Origin of the sequence: Methyloligella sp. GL2 (assembly GCF_013341275.1) — a bacterium.
Lineage (GTDB): Bacteria > Pseudomonadota > Alphaproteobacteria > Rhizobiales > Methyloligellaceae > Methyloligella.
Genome location: NZ_CP054476.1, coordinates 1,590,413 through 1,604,794 on the forward strand (window position 1 = coordinate 1,590,413; position 14,382 = coordinate 1,604,794).

General features: G+C 62.6%; 18 protein-coding genes. 11 read left to right on the forward strand and 7 right to left on the reverse strand.

Translation table 11 applies throughout. The features are described from left to right. The first annotated feature begins 50 nt into the window (after nt 1–50). The 4 genes from HT051_RS07445 (at nt 51) to HT051_RS07460 (ending at nt 2,601) form a co-directional block, all read left to right on the forward strand. Nucleotides 51–815: an alpha/beta fold hydrolase gene (locus tag HT051_RS07445; protein ID WP_246810223.1), complete on the forward strand. Its 765-nt coding sequence runs from the start codon at nt 51–53 to the stop codon at nt 813–815. A 68-nt stretch (nt 816–883) separates the two neighbouring features. Beyond that, nucleotides 884–1,717, forward strand: a complete 834-nt coding sequence (gene cysE / locus HT051_RS07450) for a serine O-acetyltransferase (RefSeq protein WP_174541449.1) — start codon at nt 884–886, stop codon at nt 1,715–1,717. A gap of 107 nt (nt 1,718–1,824) precedes the next feature. Then, nucleotides 1,825–2,037 (forward strand): DUF3126 family protein, encoded by a 213-nt coding sequence (locus HT051_RS07455; protein WP_174541450.1) that lies wholly within the window; start codon nt 1,825–1,827, stop codon nt 2,035–2,037. Nucleotides 2,038–2,289: 252 nt separating this feature from the next. Then, entirely contained in the window at nt 2,290–2,601 is a 312-nt protein-coding gene (locus HT051_RS07460) for a hypothetical protein (RefSeq protein WP_174541451.1), read from the forward strand. Nucleotides 2,602–2,768: 167 nt separating this feature from the next. Here the strand turns inward: HT051_RS07460 and HT051_RS07465 are convergent, their stop codons facing one another. From HT051_RS07465 to HT051_RS07475, 3 genes are all read right to left on the reverse strand, one after another. Further along, nucleotides 2,769–3,389 carry a transglutaminase-like cysteine peptidase gene (locus HT051_RS07465; RefSeq protein ID WP_174541452.1) on the reverse strand — a complete coding sequence of 207 codons (621 nt, stop codon included), beginning with the start codon at nt 3,387–3,389 and terminating at the stop codon, nt 2,769–2,771. Nucleotides 3,390–3,716: 327 nt separating this feature from the next. Further along, nucleotides 3,717–4,274: a PilZ domain-containing protein gene (locus HT051_RS07470; protein WP_246810224.1), complete on the reverse strand. Its 558-nt coding sequence runs from the start codon at nt 4,272–4,274 to the stop codon at nt 3,717–3,719. A gap of 257 nt (nt 4,275–4,531) precedes the next feature. After that, a complete protein-coding gene (locus HT051_RS07475; RefSeq protein WP_174541454.1) occupies nt 4,532–5,122 on the reverse strand; it encodes a PAS domain-containing protein in 591 nt (196 codons plus the stop codon). 309 nt (nt 5,123–5,431) lie between these two features. Here HT051_RS07475 and HT051_RS07480 point away from each other — a divergent pair, with 309 nt between their 5' ends. Both HT051_RS07480 and HT051_RS07485 read left to right on the forward strand, forming a co-directional pair. After that, the gene (locus tag HT051_RS07480) at nt 5,432–6,154 is read left to right on the forward strand and encodes a rhomboid family intramembrane serine protease (RefSeq protein ID WP_174541455.1); all 723 of its coding nucleotides are present in this window, start codon (nt 5,432–5,434) and stop codon (nt 6,152–6,154) included. Nucleotides 6,155–6,328: 174 nt separating this feature from the next. Continuing rightward, nucleotides 6,329–6,718, forward strand: a complete 390-nt coding sequence (locus tag HT051_RS07485; RefSeq protein WP_333502683.1) for a CBS domain-containing protein — start codon at nt 6,329–6,331, stop codon at nt 6,716–6,718. On the opposite strand, the gene HT051_RS07490 is transcribed toward HT051_RS07485, so the two are convergent. From HT051_RS07490 to folE, 3 genes are all read right to left on the reverse strand, one after another. Then, nucleotides 6,715–7,629 carry a patatin-like phospholipase family protein gene (locus HT051_RS07490; RefSeq protein ID WP_174541457.1) on the reverse strand — a complete coding sequence of 305 codons (915 nt, stop codon included), beginning with the start codon at nt 7,627–7,629 and terminating at the stop codon, nt 6,715–6,717. The two genes, HT051_RS07485 and HT051_RS07490, sit on opposite strands and share 4 nt — an antisense overlap. Before the next feature lie 111 nt (nt 7,630–7,740). Then, the gene (gene hisI, locus HT051_RS07495; RefSeq protein ID WP_174541458.1) at nt 7,741–8,199 is read right to left on the reverse strand and encodes a phosphoribosyl-AMP cyclohydrolase; all 459 of its coding nucleotides are present in this window, start codon (nt 8,197–8,199) and stop codon (nt 7,741–7,743) included. 3 nt (nt 8,200–8,202) lie between these two features. Continuing rightward, nucleotides 8,203–8,832 carry a GTP cyclohydrolase I FolE gene (gene folE, locus HT051_RS07500; RefSeq protein ID WP_174541459.1) on the reverse strand — a complete coding sequence of 210 codons (630 nt, stop codon included), beginning with the start codon at nt 8,830–8,832 and terminating at the stop codon, nt 8,203–8,205. 268 nt (nt 8,833–9,100) lie between these two features. Between folE and HT051_RS07505 the strand changes: the two genes are divergently transcribed. The 4 genes from HT051_RS07505 (at nt 9,101) to thrS (ending at nt 12,425) form a co-directional block, all read left to right on the forward strand. Beyond that, nucleotides 9,101–9,580 (forward strand): iron-sulfur cluster assembly scaffold protein, encoded by a 480-nt coding sequence (locus HT051_RS07505; protein ID WP_174541460.1) that lies wholly within the window; start codon nt 9,101–9,103, stop codon nt 9,578–9,580. Between the two features lie 7 nt (nt 9,581–9,587). Beyond that, nucleotides 9,588–10,064, forward strand: a complete 477-nt coding sequence (locus tag HT051_RS07510) for a cupin domain-containing protein (RefSeq protein ID WP_246810225.1) — start codon at nt 9,588–9,590, stop codon at nt 10,062–10,064. Next, a complete protein-coding gene (yidD, locus tag HT051_RS07515; RefSeq protein ID WP_174541461.1) occupies nt 10,061–10,402 on the forward strand; it encodes a membrane protein insertion efficiency factor YidD in 342 nt (113 codons plus the stop codon). The genes HT051_RS07510 and yidD overlap by 4 nt, the downstream gene beginning before the upstream one ends. Before the next feature lie 79 nt (nt 10,403–10,481). Beyond that, nucleotides 10,482–12,425, forward strand: coding sequence for a threonine--tRNA ligase (gene thrS / locus HT051_RS07520; RefSeq protein ID WP_174541462.1), 1,944 nt, complete (start codon nt 10,482–10,484; stop codon nt 12,423–12,425). Here thrS and HT051_RS07525 read toward each other — a convergent pair. Further along, nucleotides 12,358–13,572 (reverse strand): hypothetical protein, encoded by a 1,215-nt coding sequence (locus tag HT051_RS07525; protein WP_174541463.1) that lies wholly within the window; start codon nt 13,570–13,572, stop codon nt 12,358–12,360. The genes thrS and HT051_RS07525 overlap by 68 nt on opposite strands. Nucleotides 13,573–13,794: 222 nt before the next feature. On the opposite strand from HT051_RS07525, the gene HT051_RS07530 reads away from it, so the two are divergent. Beyond that, nucleotides 13,795–14,373 (forward strand): nitroreductase, encoded by a 579-nt coding sequence (locus HT051_RS07530; RefSeq protein WP_174541464.1) that lies wholly within the window; start codon nt 13,795–13,797, stop codon nt 14,371–14,373. Nucleotides 14,374–14,382 lie beyond the last annotated feature (9 nt).

Here is a 14,382-nt window from a genome sequence, read left to right on the forward strand (position 1 = left end):
TCCTCAACGTCACACTGGCTGGCGTTCAGCATAATTGTCTGGTCCCTTCGATGATAGAGCGAATACAGCACTTCTCCTCCGACGGCATCGAGCTGGCGTATCTCGACGAAGGCGAGGGGGAGCCGATCTTGCTGGTCCATGGCTTCGCCTCCAACATCTTCGCCAATTGGGTCGATACGGGCTGGGTGAGAACGCTCACCAAAGCGGGGCGGCGGGTGATCGCCTTCGACAATCGCGGCCATGGACGCAGCACCAAGCTCTACGAGCCGGAGCTTTACGGCGCGCCGGATATGGCGGCCGATGCGGTGCGGCTGCTCGATCATCTGAATATCGATAAGGCCGACGTGCTCGGCTATTCCATGGGCGCGCGGATCGCGGTCTTTATGGCGCTACGCTATCCGGAGCGGATGCGCAGCCTGATCATCGGCGGGCTCGGCATCAATCTGGTGCGGGGCATGATCGGGTCGTTGCCGCTGGCGCACGCGCTGGAGGCGGATAGTATCGACGAGGTCAGCAATCCGACGGCGCGGAGTTTCCGCAGCTTTGCCGAATCCACCAAGAGCGACTTGAAGGCGCTCGCCGCCTGCATGCGGGGCCCGCGGGAAAAAGTGCTCCGGGAAGATCTCTCCACGCTCTCCCTGCCGGTGCTGGTGGTGGTGGGCGATCAAGATGTGATCGGCGGCTCGGGCGGAGAGCTTGCAGCCTTGATCCCCAATGCCCAGTTCACTGAGTTGAAGAACCGGGATCATATGCGCGCGGTTGGCGATAAGAGTTTTAAGGAAGCCGTACTCGACTTTTTAAGCCAGCGGCGTTAAGCCGACAAAAGGTCCAAAGAGGGCTTGAGGCGCGAAGCGCCCTTCTCGGGAAATGCCCAGAGGTTGCCATGTCGAAGACCGCTGTCAAACAGCAGCAGCTGAAGAGTGTCGATCCGATCTGGTCGCGCATTCAGTCGGAAGCCGATCAAATCCGCATTAGCGAGCCGGCGCTTGCCGGTTTTGTCTATGCCACCGTGCTGAGCCATGCACGGCTGGAGGAGGCGCTGTGTCACCGGCTTTCCCAGCGGCTGCAGCATACCAGCGGCGATGCCGGGCTGCTCAACCGGACCTTCCTGGAGATTGTGGAGCAGGCGCCGGAGCTGGGCGAGAAAGTGCGCTCGGATCTGGCCGCTTGGGCAACGCGCGATCCGGCCTGCGAGCGGGTGATCGAGCCCTTGCTGTATTTCAAGGGCTTCCACGCCTTGCAGACCTATCGCTTCGCCCATGAGCTGTGGAAGCAGGGGCGCCGCGATTTCGCGCTCTATCTGCAGAGCCAGGGCAGCCGCGTCTTCGCTGTCGATATCCACCCGGCAGCGCGCATCGGCAAGGGCATCATGCTCGATCATGCCACCGGCATCGTCATCGGCGAGACGGCGGTGATCGGCGATAATTGCTCGCTGCTGCACGGCGTCACCCTGGGCGGCACCGGCAATGAGAGCGGCGACCGGCATCCGAAGATCGGCTCCGGCGTGATGCTGGGGGCGGGCGCCAAGGTTCTGGGCAACATCAAGATCGGCGATTGCAGCCGGGTTGCTTCGGGCAGCGTGGTGCTGAAGGATGTGCCGGCCCGGCGCACGGTGGCCGGGGTTCCGGCCCGCGAGGTCGGCTTTGCCGGCTGCGAGGAGCCGGCCATCACCATGGACCAGTTCGTGGCAGGGATCGACGAGGCCGATCGGGACTAGAACGCGCGTCCAAGGCGCAAATCAGTAGATTTCGCCGTTTTCGCCCGAATGGCTCCGCCGATCTTACAGGCGGCCGATTGGGAGCTGGCGGCAGTAAAGGAGAGTTCGTGACCAAGGAAGAGATCATCAAGCTTGAGCAGTACATGCAGCGCCTGTTCCGCCTGCCGGATTTGCAGGTGCGGCAGCGGCCGAAGAAGGACGATTCCGCCGAGGTCTATATCGGCGACGAGTTCATCGGGGTGCTGTTCCGGGACGATGACGACGACGATCTCGCCTATCAGTTCCAGATGGCGATCCTGGATTTCGATCTCGCCGGCTAACGCTGAATCGCGCGTCTCGCTTTGAGGCGGGCTCGCGCCGCGTATTTTCCAGAGGGGCCTCGCTTGGCCCCTCTTTTTTATTCATTCGCAATGGCTTAGCGCCGCCCATGCCGGTCCGGTAGGCGCGCGCCGCGGCGATCTTCGTCTGCCTTGCGGACGATGGTTAACCAATAGTTAAAATTTCATACAAACCCCATGGTTTGCTTGGTTAGAGTGGCCTCACGGGAAGGCAAGCATCGTGGGGGAGAGCCGATGCAATCTGTTTGGGTCACGCTCTACATCATGGCGGTCGGCTTCGTGTCGGCAGGGATCTTGTCGAGCTTCGTGCAATGGATCTCGGGGAAGCCAGCCCGTTTCGAACTCGCACCGGAGACGTTTCTTGCCTCGCTTGTCGGCGTGGCGCTGGGCGCGGTCGCCGGACCGGCAATTCTGATGCGCAATGCCTGGTGGGGGTTGAAGCTGCAGGACCGGCCGCCGTTCTGGTTCGGCCTTTCGGCCATTCTCGCCGGTGTTTGGAGTCTTTTTTCGGGCACTATCCTGCTGGCCATCGTTTTCGCCGTCTAGGCGATCGTGCGATCCAGCCTTCGAGAACTCCGCCTCAAAAAGGAAGAGAGCCGGTCTCTTGGGGGAGAGACCGGCTCAGTTTAGGCCCGGCGGGGTCGGGGATGGGTGGGATGGCGCCGGGCCCTGGGGGAACTGTGTGATTCCGATTGGCCGGTGAGGGACCTCGTTTATCGGTTGCTCTGGGATGCCGAGAACTGGGTCTGCGGCAGCTGCGAGGGCGGAACCAGCGAAATCCAGACCAGCGGATTGCGCTCCGATTGCCGCTTCACATAGACGTAGGGCGTGTCGGTCCACAGCCGGATCTGGGACTGCTTGTTGTCGAGGATGTAATCGCCCTTGTCGGTCCGCACCGTCAGAACGGCATGGCCTTCATTATTCTCGTCGCGCACCACGGTGATGAGCAGGGCCGATTGCGGCCAGCCGCGCTGCATCAGCATCTTGCGCTTCAACAGCACGTAGTCTTCGCAATCGCCGCTGGAGGCAGGATAGGTCCACACCTCCGGCTGGCCGTAGAGCTCCATATCGCTCATCGGCGCGATCGACTGATTGACCATCTCGTTGACGCGGATCAGCTCGCCGATAGAGCGCTCGCTCAGCCGGACACGAAACCGCTTCACGGAACGGTCGGTGCATTCGCCGCGGTTTTCGCGGCAGAAGGTGACATAGCCGATCGGCGGCAGAGTCTGCCCGAAGGCCTGCATATAATAAGCCTTCTGCACGGTGGCGGTGTGCGTCACCGGGATAACGTGGTCGGTCGTTGCTTTCGCCGAGTACGATGACGCGAACATCAGCAATGCCATGCCAAGCAAAAAGTGTCTCATAAAGCCCCCCTGTTCTTGAGAGGCACTGTCTCACAAAGTTTTTTATGTCGAGATAAGTCGAGATACTTGTTTCAATATGTATTTGAGATTGTTTCTCGGAAAATTTGTCTAAAATTTTAGCGATCTGAAATTTATCTAAAATTTTAGGGAAACTGGTACAAAACATAAACCAAACGCGATCATCCCGCCGGTTTGAGAACAAACGGGCAGGGGAGGTCGCCTCGATGGCCTGGGCCTCCGCTTCTCGGAGGCCCTTTCGCTTTTGTCGGTGTGAAGAGTGACGCGCCGGGGCGTCTAGCCGAAGGAGTGTTCGATACTGTCGGGATCTTGGACTTCGGCGAATTTAATTGCGACGCCGTGCTCGTGGTCGCGGATCACCCGGCCACGCATGCGGCCCAGCACGACCATCGTGCCCATCGGCGGCTTGGGCGTGACCTCGATAGAGGCGCCGCTCAAGGAGACGTCGATCACCCGGCAGTCATAGGACTTGCCGTCGGGCAGGATCAGCTTGGATTGGCGCTTCTTCGGGGCGCGGCGCTCATGGATGCGCGTTTCGGCGTCGCCGAGGAGATCCTGGTTCGACGACCAGGTCAGCAGATTGGCAATCTTCTCGCGGCGCACCGGGCTGGCGACGATCTTGACGGCGAAGCCGCCTTCGAAGCCGCGCGCGACGATACCCTCGATGCGGCCGAAATTGTCGAGATAGGCGACGATGCGTTCGCCGCGCTGACACGAGACCGGGGAGAGCAGCGCCATTCCGCCGGCCGACATGTTGATGACGCGGCAGGGGAATTCCTGCTTATCTTCACGCATGAAGCGGCCGAAGATGCGCACCGGCACACGGCGAAACATCCTGCGGTCAGGCACGATGCGAGGTCTGTGCCGGCTGGATTGAGGCTTGGCTTCCGGGTGTGGCCCGGCGTTGGGATCGGCCGAGATATGCTCGGCTGTGTGAGCGCTTATCATTGTATGGACCCGCAGCCGCCATTTCATGCGGCTAGCTTTATGAGCCTTTGTCCAGCGCTGTCGAGGCTAGGGCCAAGCCTATTAACGAATGGCTAAAAGCCTGACCAAGTTGGGCAAAATAATCCGTGTGCTTACCAATTGCTTTAATCGCGCGAACTCAATCCGCCGTCATGCACGGTGAAGCGGGAGCGGATGAGCGCCTCGAGCTGGCTCGGATGAGGTGCCTCTTGCGGGCGCGGCGCTTGTGCCGGCTCGCCCTTCGGCCAGTGCAAGGCGGTGTCGATCAGCTCCAAGGTGAGATCCGGCTCGGCGCCAAGCCAGAAGGGCGCATCGGCGGCGGCGATGGCGCCGAGACAGCGATTCACCGCATCCCCGCCATGGGTCAACGGCATGAGCAGCAGGTCGAACCGGCAGCTGCGGCCGGACTTGGTGTGGGCGAGGAAGGTCGCTTCGCCGACCGCGCCTTCGCCGAAGATGCGCACCAGAAGAGACGTCACCTCTTCACGATCCTCTTGCTCCCAAAGATCAAGGAAATCGGTTCCGCCGAGCTCGCGGCAGAATTGATGGCAGATCTTGGTGCCGACCAGACGGAAGCGATAGCGCATCGGCCCGGCGCATTCGGCGATAAAGGTTTCCGGCAATAGGGGTGCGATCGCGGCCGGCTCGATATCCAGACGGCGCGGAGCAAGACGTCCGTTTCGGACGCGGTTCCAATACGCGTAGAGAAGTTTCACTGTAGACTGTTTCATTACCCACCCCGTGGGCTCACGCTACATCCTCGCTTTGGCCTTCGCCTGCCTTGGCGCCGAAAAAGGTAAACGTCCCATTTTGGCACAAAGGCCTTAACTGCAAGGCCGCTCCTACAGATCTAAGCAGGGGCCGTGCCAAAGCGGAAAAAGCCCGGGGTTAATTAGCGTTACGGCTGGCAATCGAGGCGTTTTGCTGAAAAGGATGGTTAACCGGGCCTGGGGATAAACGGGCTTGGCAAGGCTGGGCGAGATGCCGCCTTGCAGCCGGTGTCCCGCTATGGGAACAGGAGACCCATGGAGCCCTCTGAACCGCTATTCAATGTGCCGCGTGCGGTGCTGTATTCGATGCTGCTGATGGTCGCGGTGCAGGCGATCCGCGTCATGCTGCCGGATGAAACCGATCTGATTATGCTGCTCAGCCTCGCCTTCATTCCGGCGCGCTATAGCGGGGAGGCGGGGATTCTGCCCGGCGGCTATGTGGCGGCGGTCACCTCCTTCGTCACCTATATGATCGTGCATGGCGGCTGGGTGCATCTGCTGGTCAATATGCTGTGGATGCTGGCCTTCGGCAGCGCCGTGGCGCGGCGGATCGGCAGCTCCCGCTTCCTGTATTTCTCGATCCTGGCGGGAATCGCCGGCGCACTGACGCATCTGGCGTTCCATTGGGGCGAGCAGGCCCCGGTGGTCGGCGCCTCGGCGGCGATTTCGGGACAGATGGCGGCGGCGATCCGCTTCGTGTTCCGGGCCGGGCCGCAAACCTACGCTCTTGCGGGGCAGCGCGATTGGTCCGCGGTGCCGCTGGCCAGCCTCGGCCAGACGCTGAGCGATCCGCGGATCTTGCTGTTCCTCGGGATCTGGGTGGTGATCAACATCGCCTTCGGGCTCAGCACGCCGATCTCCGGCGTTTCCAGCGGCGGGGTCGCCTGGGAGGCCCATATCGGCGGCTTCCTGTTTGGACTTCTGGCGTTCGGATGGTTCGATCGTCCGACCCCGAAGCCGGATGCGGCGACGGTCTGAAACGGCCGATTTTTGGCCGTTTTGCAGCGCAAAAAGCGCGTTTTCCTTCCCAGAAGAGCTTGTCAGGCATCATTTGCGGGGACATGATGTCGCAATCTAAGCGGGCGATGACGCCTGCACTGGGAGGAAACGATGAATGTTGCGGCAATTCTAAAACTAAAGGGGCGGGAGGTCATGACCGTGACTCCCGAAGCCTCGCTGCTTCAAGTCGCCGATCTGCTCACCGAACGCGGTATCGGCTGTGTCGTCGTCGCCGAGGATGGCGGCAACGTGGTCGGCATCATCTCCGAGCGCGATATCGTGCGGGCGCTGGGCAAGCGCGGCGCGAAGGTGCTGGAGGAGCCGGTCAGCTCCTGCATGACCAAGGATGTGGTGAGCTGCCGCGAGGCCGATACGATTGAGCAGCTGATGTCCGAGATGACGGCGCATCGCTTCCGGCATATGCCGGTGGTCGAGCGCGGCCAGCTTGCTGGGCTGGTGTCGATCGGCGATGTGGTGAAGATGCGGATTGCGGCGGCGGAGATGGAAGCGGCCGCGATGCGCGATTACATCGCGACCGGCTAAACCGCCATCATGCTGATGGAATTGCGGATATCGCTGAGGTGACGCGCAGTCGCCTCGGCGCCCGCCGTGATGGCTTCTTCCGCCCGATGGAAATCGAACAGGCCGATATTGCCGACGCGCGGATTGATGGTGATATCCGGCGGGTCGCCGGCTAGGCGCGAGCGGGAGATGCGGTCCTGGGTGATGTTGATCGCATCCATCATCACCGAAGAGATGCCGGGCGCATCGCGCTTGCCGAAAAGCTGACGCTGAAGCAGGCGGACCGCCGACCGGCCGTTACCGCCCGGCGCTGCTGCGTCGGTGGGGTCGGGCTGCTCGGCGATGGCGTTCTGATCGGGAATGACCCCGCCGCGGCTGAACAGATCCGAGCTGAGATTGACCGCGATGACCAGCCGCGCGCCCAGCGCCCGGCAGACCGAGACGGGAATCGGGTTGACCAGCGCGCCGTCGATCAGCCAGCGGCCGTCGATCTGGATGGGCCGGAAAATGCCGGGGAGGGCGTAGGACGCCTTCAGCGCATCGACCAAGGAGCCCTTGCTGAGCCAAACCTCGTGCCCGGTGCCGAGCTCGGTGGCCACGGCAACGAATTTCCGCGGCAGATCCTCGATGCTGTAATCGTTGAGATGGGCTTCCAGCCGGCTTGAGAGCCGTTGGCCGGTGATCAGTCCGGAACCGCCGAAATTCAGATCGACGAAGCCGAAAACCCGGCGGCGGGTGAGGCTGGTTGCGAATTCGTGCAGCTCAGGGAGGCGGTCCGTCACATAACAGGCGCCCGCAACGGCGCCGATCGATGTACCAGCGATGATGTCGGGTTCGATCCCCGCCTCGCGCAAGCTGCGTAGAACGCCAAGATGCGCCCAGCCGCGCGCTGCGCCGCCACCAAGGGCGATGCCGATTTTCGGTCTCGCCATGTAATTCATTCTAAAACCCCGAGCATTGCGCGGGCGGGTTACGCCTTACTTCTCCAGCATATGAGCATAGAGCAGCATAATGTGGAGTCTTTAAGGTTCACTTGCGGCGTCTCAATGATCGTAGGTCTTTGCCGGATCGAACAGCTTATTATCGTCGACGAAGCGTAAACGGGTGCTCCCATCGGGGGCAGAAGAGGCGGCCCGATAGAAACAGGTGCGCCGTCCGGTATGGCAGGCGGCCTTCTCGCCCCGCATTTCAACCAGCATCCAGACGGCATCCTGATCGCAATCGGTGCGGAGCTCGACGACCTTCTGGGTGTTGCCGCTGGTCTCGCCCTTCTTCCAGAGCTTGTTCCGCGAGCGGCTGAAATAATGCGCTTCGCCGGTCTCCAGGGTGAGCCGGAGCGCCTCGTCGTTCATATAGGCGAGCATCAGCACCTGCCCGGTCTTCGCGTCTGTCGCGACGACCGGCAGGGTGCCGTCAGGTCCGAATCTGGGAGTGAACGCGGTGCCTTCTTCGAGGGCCTGCTTGCCGGTTTGGTCCGCGCTCGATGGGGGCGCGGAAGACATGGCTTAGCGGCCGCCGCGCTCGGAAACCAGCATCATGAAGCGCGCCTGCTGGGCCGGGTCTTCCTTGAAGATGCCGGTGAACTGGGTGGTGATGGTGGCCACGTCCGGCTTCTTCACGCCGCGCAAGGACATGCACTGATGCACCGCCTCGATCATCACCGCCACGCCCTTGGGCTTCAGCACATCGTCGATGGCCTCGGCGATCTGAGCGGTCATGGTCTCCTGAGTCTGGAGACGGGCGGAGAAGATATCGACCACGCGGGCCAGCTTGGAGATGCCGACCACCCGGTCCGTCGGGAAATAGGCGACATGCGCCTTGCCGATGAACGGGATCATGTGGTGTTCGCAATGAGAGTTCAGCTCGATATCGCGCAGCATGACGATGTCGTCATAGCCGCCGACCTCGTCGAAGGTGCGGGACAGAACCTCGTGGGCGTCCTCGCGGTAGCCGGAGAAGAACTCGTCATAGGCGGCGACGACGCGCTTCGGCGTGTCGATCAGGCCTTCGCGGTCCGGATTGTCGCCGGCATAGGCGATGAGCGTGCGGACGGCTTCCTGGGCCTGCTCCCGGCTGGGGCGCTCGACGACCGCTTCGGCTTCTTGCGGTTTCTTCTTGCTGACAAAGGCGTCCATGAATTCGTCCTCAGTGGCTAGTCTGGCGTCGTCCGCGCCGTAAGTGTGAAGCTGATAAGGGGGATAATGCACCGGTCTGGCTTCGCTTTTCGCTGTGGTGTTATGTCCGCCCGAAGGCAGAGCGTCCCGTTATTGTTCCTGGCGAAGACCCCCGAACCCCATAGTCGGCGAGGCGCCTGGGATTTGGCTCTCGCCTGCAAATGCGTCCAGGAAGCATATATATGTCGAAAGAGAAGGGTTCAAGCTGGACGGCAGGGTACAGGTTTACATGAGTTTACAGGACGATATCTACAGCCAGAGGATTCTGGAGCTGGCGAGCCGCATTCCGCGCTGCGAACGGCTGGAGCATCCGCAAGCCAGCGCTACGGCGCATTCCAAGCTTTGTGGCAGCACCGTCACCGTCGATCTGGCGATGGATGGCGATGTCGTCACCGATTTCGGCCAGTCGGTGAAGGCCTGTCTTCTGGGCCAGAGCTCCGCCTCGGTGATGGGACGGGAGATCGTCGGCTCCACGGCGGCGGAGCTGCGCGAAATCGGGGCGGTCATGCGCAAGATGCTGAAACAGGACGGGCCGGTGCCGGAAGGGCGCTGGGCGGATCTCGCCGCGCTGCAGCCGGTGAAGGATTATAAGGCGCGGCAGCCCTCCACGCTTCTGGTGTTCGACGCGGTGGAAGATGCGATCGGGCAGATCGAGGCGGCGCGCGCCGGCGGCGGGAGCGAAGCCGCGGCCGCATCGTCGGCAGAGTGAGGCGCCCATGAGCGAGCGCAAGACATGCTGGCTGGATGCGATGGAGGTGACGCCCCGCACGGGCACCGGCTATCCCGCCCCGTTTGCCGAGCCGCTAGCCGGGCGCCTGAAACGCGCGCTCGGCGATCCGCTCGGCCTGACCCAGTTCGGCGTCAATCTGGTGACCTTGGCGCCCGGCACCTGGTCCTCGCAGCGTCACTGGCACGCCAATGAGGACGAGTTCGTCTATGTGCTGGCGGGGGAAGCGACTCTGGTGACCGATGCGGGCGAGACGGTGCTCACGCCGGGCATGGCGGCAGGGTTTCCGGCGGGCATTGCCGACGGGCATCATCTAATCAATCGCGGTGAGGTGCCGGCGGTCTATCTGGAGATCGGCACGCGCGCGGCCAGCGAGGTCGCAGACTATAGCGATATCGACATGACGGCGCGGCGCGAGGGCGGAGCGTTCGTCTACACCCGCAAAGACGGCGAGCCATATCCATGAGCGGGACGTTCGGACAGCGGCTGGCCAAGGCGCTGATGCTGGCGCCGATCATGGCCTATCGCTACACATTCTCGGGGCTGGTCGGGGCGCATTGCCGGCATCTTCCGACCTGTTCGGACTATGCGCGCGAGGCCATCGACATCAACGGCCCCTGGCGCGGCGGCTGGCTGACCTTGGCCCGGCTTTGCCGCTGCAACCCTTGGGGCAGTCACGGCTTCGACCCCGTCCCCGACATCCGCGCCGAACATCATCCCTTTGCCCCTTGGCGCTACGGGCGATGGCGATTATGTTCCGGGGCGCCGGAGACGAATCCGGCGGAGGCGCGCAAGCCGTCTTAACCGCACGGCGCGCCGGCCTCCCGATTTCAGCTTCCAAGCTCTTACCTGCGGCGGTTCGCAGGAGTGAGAGGAGACAGATATGATTTCTCTGACGTTCCCCGATGGTTCTGCGCGCGAATTTCAGCCCGGTGTAACGGGCAAGGACGTCGCTGCGTCGATTGCCAAATCCCTTGAAAAGAAGGCAGTTGCGGTCGAGCTCGACGGTGAATTGCGCGATCTGGCGCAGCCGATCGAGGAAAACGCCAAGATCCGCATCATCACCCGTTCCGACCCGGAGGCGCTGACGCTGATCCGGCACGATGCGGCGCATGTGATGGCCGAGGCGGTGCAGGATCTCTATCCCGGCACCCAGGTCACCATCGGACCCGTGATCGAGAACGGATTCTATTACGACTTCGCCCGCGAGGAGCCATTCACGCCGGACGATCTTCCGGTGATCGAGAAGAAGATGGCCGAGATCGTCCAGCGCGATCATCCCTTCACCGTGGAGGTATGGGACCGCGACAAGGCGAAAAAGGTGTTCGCCGAGAAGGGTGAGAACTTCAAGGTCGAGCTGGTAGATGCGATCCCGGAAGGGGAGAGCGTCAAGATCTACCACCAGGGCGACTGGTTCGATCTGTGCCGCGGGCCGCATATGGATTCCACGGGGCGCATCGGCAAGGGCTTCAAGCTCTTGAAGATCGCGGGCGCCTATTGGCGCGGCGATTCCAACAATCCGATGCTGCAGCGGATCTACGGCACCGCCTGGGCGAATGAGGAAGAGCTTAAGGCCTATCTGCATCAGCTGGAGGAAGCGGAGAAACGCGACCACCGCCGGCTGGGCCGGGAGATGGATCTGTTCCACTTCCAGGAAGAGGCGCCGGGCGCCGTATTTTGGCACGCCAAGGGCTGGTCGCTGTTCCAATCGCTGATCGGCTATATGCGCCGGCGCCAGCAGGAGTGGGGCTATAACGAGGTGAACTCGCCCGACATGATGGACCGCTCGCTCTGGGAGCAGTCCGGCCATTGGGAGAAGTTCGCCGAGAACATGTTCATCTCCGAGACGCCGGACGAGCATATCTATTGCTGCAAGCCGATGAACTGTCCGGGCCATGTGCAGATTTTCAAAAACGGGCTGAAGAGCTATCGCGAGCTGCCCTTGAAGGTCTCTGAGTTCGGCAAGGTGCACCGCTACGAACCGTCGGGCGCGCTGCACGGGCTCTTGCGGGTGCGCCATTTCACCCAGGACGATGCGCATATCTTCTGCACCGAGGATCAGATTACGGAAGAATGCGTGAAGCTGAACGAGCAGATGCTCTCCATCTACCGGGATTTTGGCTTCACCGATGTGCGCATCAAATTCTCCGACCGGCCCGAGAAGCGGGTCGGCGAGGATGCGGTCTGGGACAAGGCGGAAGCCGCTTTGAAGCATGCGGTGGAGGCGGCCGGGTTATCCTACGAGCTGAACCCGGGCGAGGGTGCCTTCTATGGCCCGAAGCTGGAATATGTGCTGCGCGATGCCATCGGCCGCGATTGGCAATGCGGCACGATCCAGGTCGATCTCAACATGCCGGGCCGGCTCGGCGCGTTCTATATCGGCCCCGACGGAGAGAAGGCGACGCCGGTGATGATCCACCGCGCCATGTTCGGCTCGCTGGAGCGCTTCACCGGTATCCTGGTCGAGCATTACGCCGGGCATCTGCCGCTATGGCTTGCTCCGACGCAAGTCGTGGTGGCGACCATCGTCTCTGAGGCCGACGAGTATGCCAATGAGGTGCTGGCCGCGCTGAAGCAGGCGGGGCTCCGCGCCGAGGCCGACCTTCGTAACCAGAAGATCAACTACAAGGTGCGGGAGCATTCGGTGACGAAGGTTCCGGCTTTGCTGGTGGTCGGTAAGCGCGAGGCGGAGGAAGGCACGGTCTCGGTGCGGCGGCTGGGCAGTCAGGGCCAGACGGTGATGAGCCTTGAGGAGGCGATCACTTCTTTGAGTCGTGAAGCAGTGCCCCCGGATTTGCAAAGCCGCCAATTGAAGCCGGCGGCGTAGCGGATTCGCCGGCGAAGTCGGCGCTGCCGGCGCCGGTGGGATTGATGATCGATTCCAGCACTTCGGGTGAGGAGGGGCCGTCCTTGACGGCCACCTCGACCTGCTCCGCATCGCCCGGCTCGACGGTGAATTTCCGGGTATAGCTGAGACCGTTATGTCGGGCGACGACGGCGTAATTGCCGGCGGCGAGGATATGGCTCGGCAGCGCGCCGGCGCCTTGCTTCACCACATCGCCGGTGGGCGTCAGGATGGTCCACTGGGTGTCGGCGAGGGCTTCACCGCCCGGCGTCTGCACCAGCTTCAGCGTCACCTTGGCGGCCGAATGCTTGATGGTCACAACGGTCAGCTTGCCCGGCTCGACGGTGACGTCGGCGCGGACCTTGGCGTTGGCATCGCCGCAGGTGGAGACGATGTAGTAGCCGCCAGCATTGAGGCGCACCATCCGCTCCGGCTTCACGTCGGAGAGAAGAGTCTTGCGATTGCCGAACTGGTCTTGCTCGTCCGACATGATGTCGAAACGGACATCGCCGTCGAGCAGCTTGTGGTCGGCAAGCTCGGCGGAGAGTTTCAGCGCCCCGGTATTGAGGATGAAGTTCTCTTCCGGCTGCTCGCCCTTCTTGACCTCGATCTTACGGGTGAGGTTGGACAGGCCGTAGGCGGCGTTGACGAGATACTCGCCGGGCGGCAGCGCGACGGTCGGATGCGATTCCCGGTGGGTGCTGATCAGCTGATGCTTGCCGTCGGGACCGGCCAGGGTGAAGACGCGCCAGATCACGCCGGAGTTCAGCGGCGGGCCTTGCTCGGTGAGGAGGGCGTGCAGGTTCACGGGAATGACGTCGCCGTCGAAGCTTTGCTGGCTCGGCGGCGCGAAGCGCTCGTCGTCGGGTGCCGTGATGTCCTGCGCAGGGAAGCGGTCGGCGGGCACTGCCGGCGGGATGTCGAAAAATCCGGGATTGGCGGACGGAATGCCGTTGGGCCGGGGCGGCGGCTCGCTGCCGCCGCTCAGCAGACCGAGCGGCGCGTCGATCGCGGGCTGGGATACGCCGCCGGAGAACAGCTCCTGCGCACTTGCAGGGCAAAGCATCGCGGCGAGCGCAAACGCCGCGACAAGCGATCGTATCAGCCAGGCTTGGCTGTTCCCCCACATGCTCTGCGTTCCGTCCCGATTATGCCGTCGGCGATCCTACACCCTCACCCAGCCGCCACCAAGTACGCCTGGCCGGACCGAGAGGCAATCCCTCCTCGCTACCAAATCGGTCGATTTGGGCAAGCTTGGGACCTGAAACTGCGACAAAAGCAGGGAATGGGCTGCGTTGTCCAGGGGCGCTTTTAGCTGTAGGGAAATGGCTATGGAGCGATTGAAGCAAGAATGACAAATCCAATTCTCGATCACCTGCTCTCGCGGCGCTCGGTGGCAGCCAATAATTTGGGCGAGCCGGGGCCAAGCGAGACGGAAATTCAACAGATTTTGACGGCGGCGGCGCGGGTTCCGGACCATAAGAAACTGGCCCCCTGGCGCTTCATCCTGTTTCAGGGCGAGGGGCGGGCCGTGTTCGGCAAGGTCTTGGCCGAGGCTTGCGCGAAAGCGGAAGATGCGCCCGGGGAGGGGCGGCTGGCATTCGAATCACAGCGCTTTTTGCGTGCGCCCTTGGTGGTGGCGGTGGTCTCGCATGTCGTGGAGACTCCGGCCGTGCCCGAATGGGAGCAGGTGCTTTCGGCGGGGGCGGTGTGCCAGAATATGCTTACCGCCGCGACCGCGCTCGGCTTCGGCGCGCAATGGCTGACCGAGTGGTATGCTTTCGACGAGACGGTGCGTGCCGCCTTGGCGCTTGCCGAAAATGAGCGCCTGGCCGGTTTCATCTATATCGGCACCAAGCAGGCCGAGCCGAGCGAGCGGCCCCGTCCGCTGCTGGAGGATATCGTGACGGTCTATCGCGGGCCGGCTTAGTCCTGTGAC

Bases quoted from the DNA above. Each gene is read 5' to 3' on its own strand.
- HT051_RS07505 (WP_174541460.1), top strand. From the start codon at position 9,101: ATGAGTTTACAGGACGATATCTACAGCCAGAGGATTCTGGAGCTGGCG.
- thrS (WP_174541462.1), top strand. From the start codon at position 10,482: ATGATTTCTCTGACGTTCCCCGATGGTTCTGCGCGCGAATTTCAGCCC.
- HT051_RS07460 (WP_174541451.1), top strand. From the start codon at position 2,290: ATGCAATCTGTTTGGGTCACGCTCTACATCATGGCGGTCGGCTTCGTG.
- HT051_RS07490 (WP_174541457.1), bottom strand. From the start codon at position 7,629: ATGGCGAGACCGAAAATCGGCATCGCCCTTGGTGGCGGCGCAGCGCGC.
- yidD (WP_174541461.1), top strand. From the start codon at position 10,061: ATGAGCGGGACGTTCGGACAGCGGCTGGCCAAGGCGCTGATGCTGGCG.
- cysE (WP_174541449.1), top strand. From the start codon at position 884: ATGTCGAAGACCGCTGTCAAACAGCAGCAGCTGAAGAGTGTCGATCCG.
- folE (WP_174541459.1), bottom strand. From the start codon at position 8,832: ATGGACGCCTTTGTCAGCAAGAAGAAACCGCAAGAAGCCGAAGCGGTC.
- HT051_RS07525 (WP_174541463.1), bottom strand. From the start codon at position 13,572: ATGTGGGGGAACAGCCAAGCCTGGCTGATACGATCGCTTGTCGCGGCG.
- HT051_RS07445 (WP_246810223.1), top strand. From the start codon at position 51: ATGATAGAGCGAATACAGCACTTCTCCTCCGACGGCATCGAGCTGGCG.
- HT051_RS07465 (WP_174541452.1), bottom strand. From the start codon at position 3,389: ATGTTCGCGTCATCGTACTCGGCGAAAGCAACGACCGACCACGTTATC.
- HT051_RS07480 (WP_174541455.1), top strand. From the start codon at position 5,432: ATGGAGCCCTCTGAACCGCTATTCAATGTGCCGCGTGCGGTGCTGTAT.
- HT051_RS07470 (WP_246810224.1), bottom strand. From the start codon at position 4,274: ATGTTTCGCCGTGTGCCGGTGCGCATCTTCGGCCGCTTCATGCGTGAA.
- hisI (WP_174541458.1), bottom strand. From the start codon at position 8,199: ATGTCTTCCGCGCCCCCATCGAGCGCGGACCAAACCGGCAAGCAGGCC.
- HT051_RS07485 (WP_333502683.1), top strand. From the start codon at position 6,329: ATGACCGTGACTCCCGAAGCCTCGCTGCTTCAAGTCGCCGATCTGCTC.
- HT051_RS07510 (WP_246810225.1), top strand. From the start codon at position 9,588: ATGAGCGAGCGCAAGACATGCTGGCTGGATGCGATGGAGGTGACGCCC.
- HT051_RS07530 (WP_174541464.1), top strand. From the start codon at position 13,795: ATGACAAATCCAATTCTCGATCACCTGCTCTCGCGGCGCTCGGTGGCA.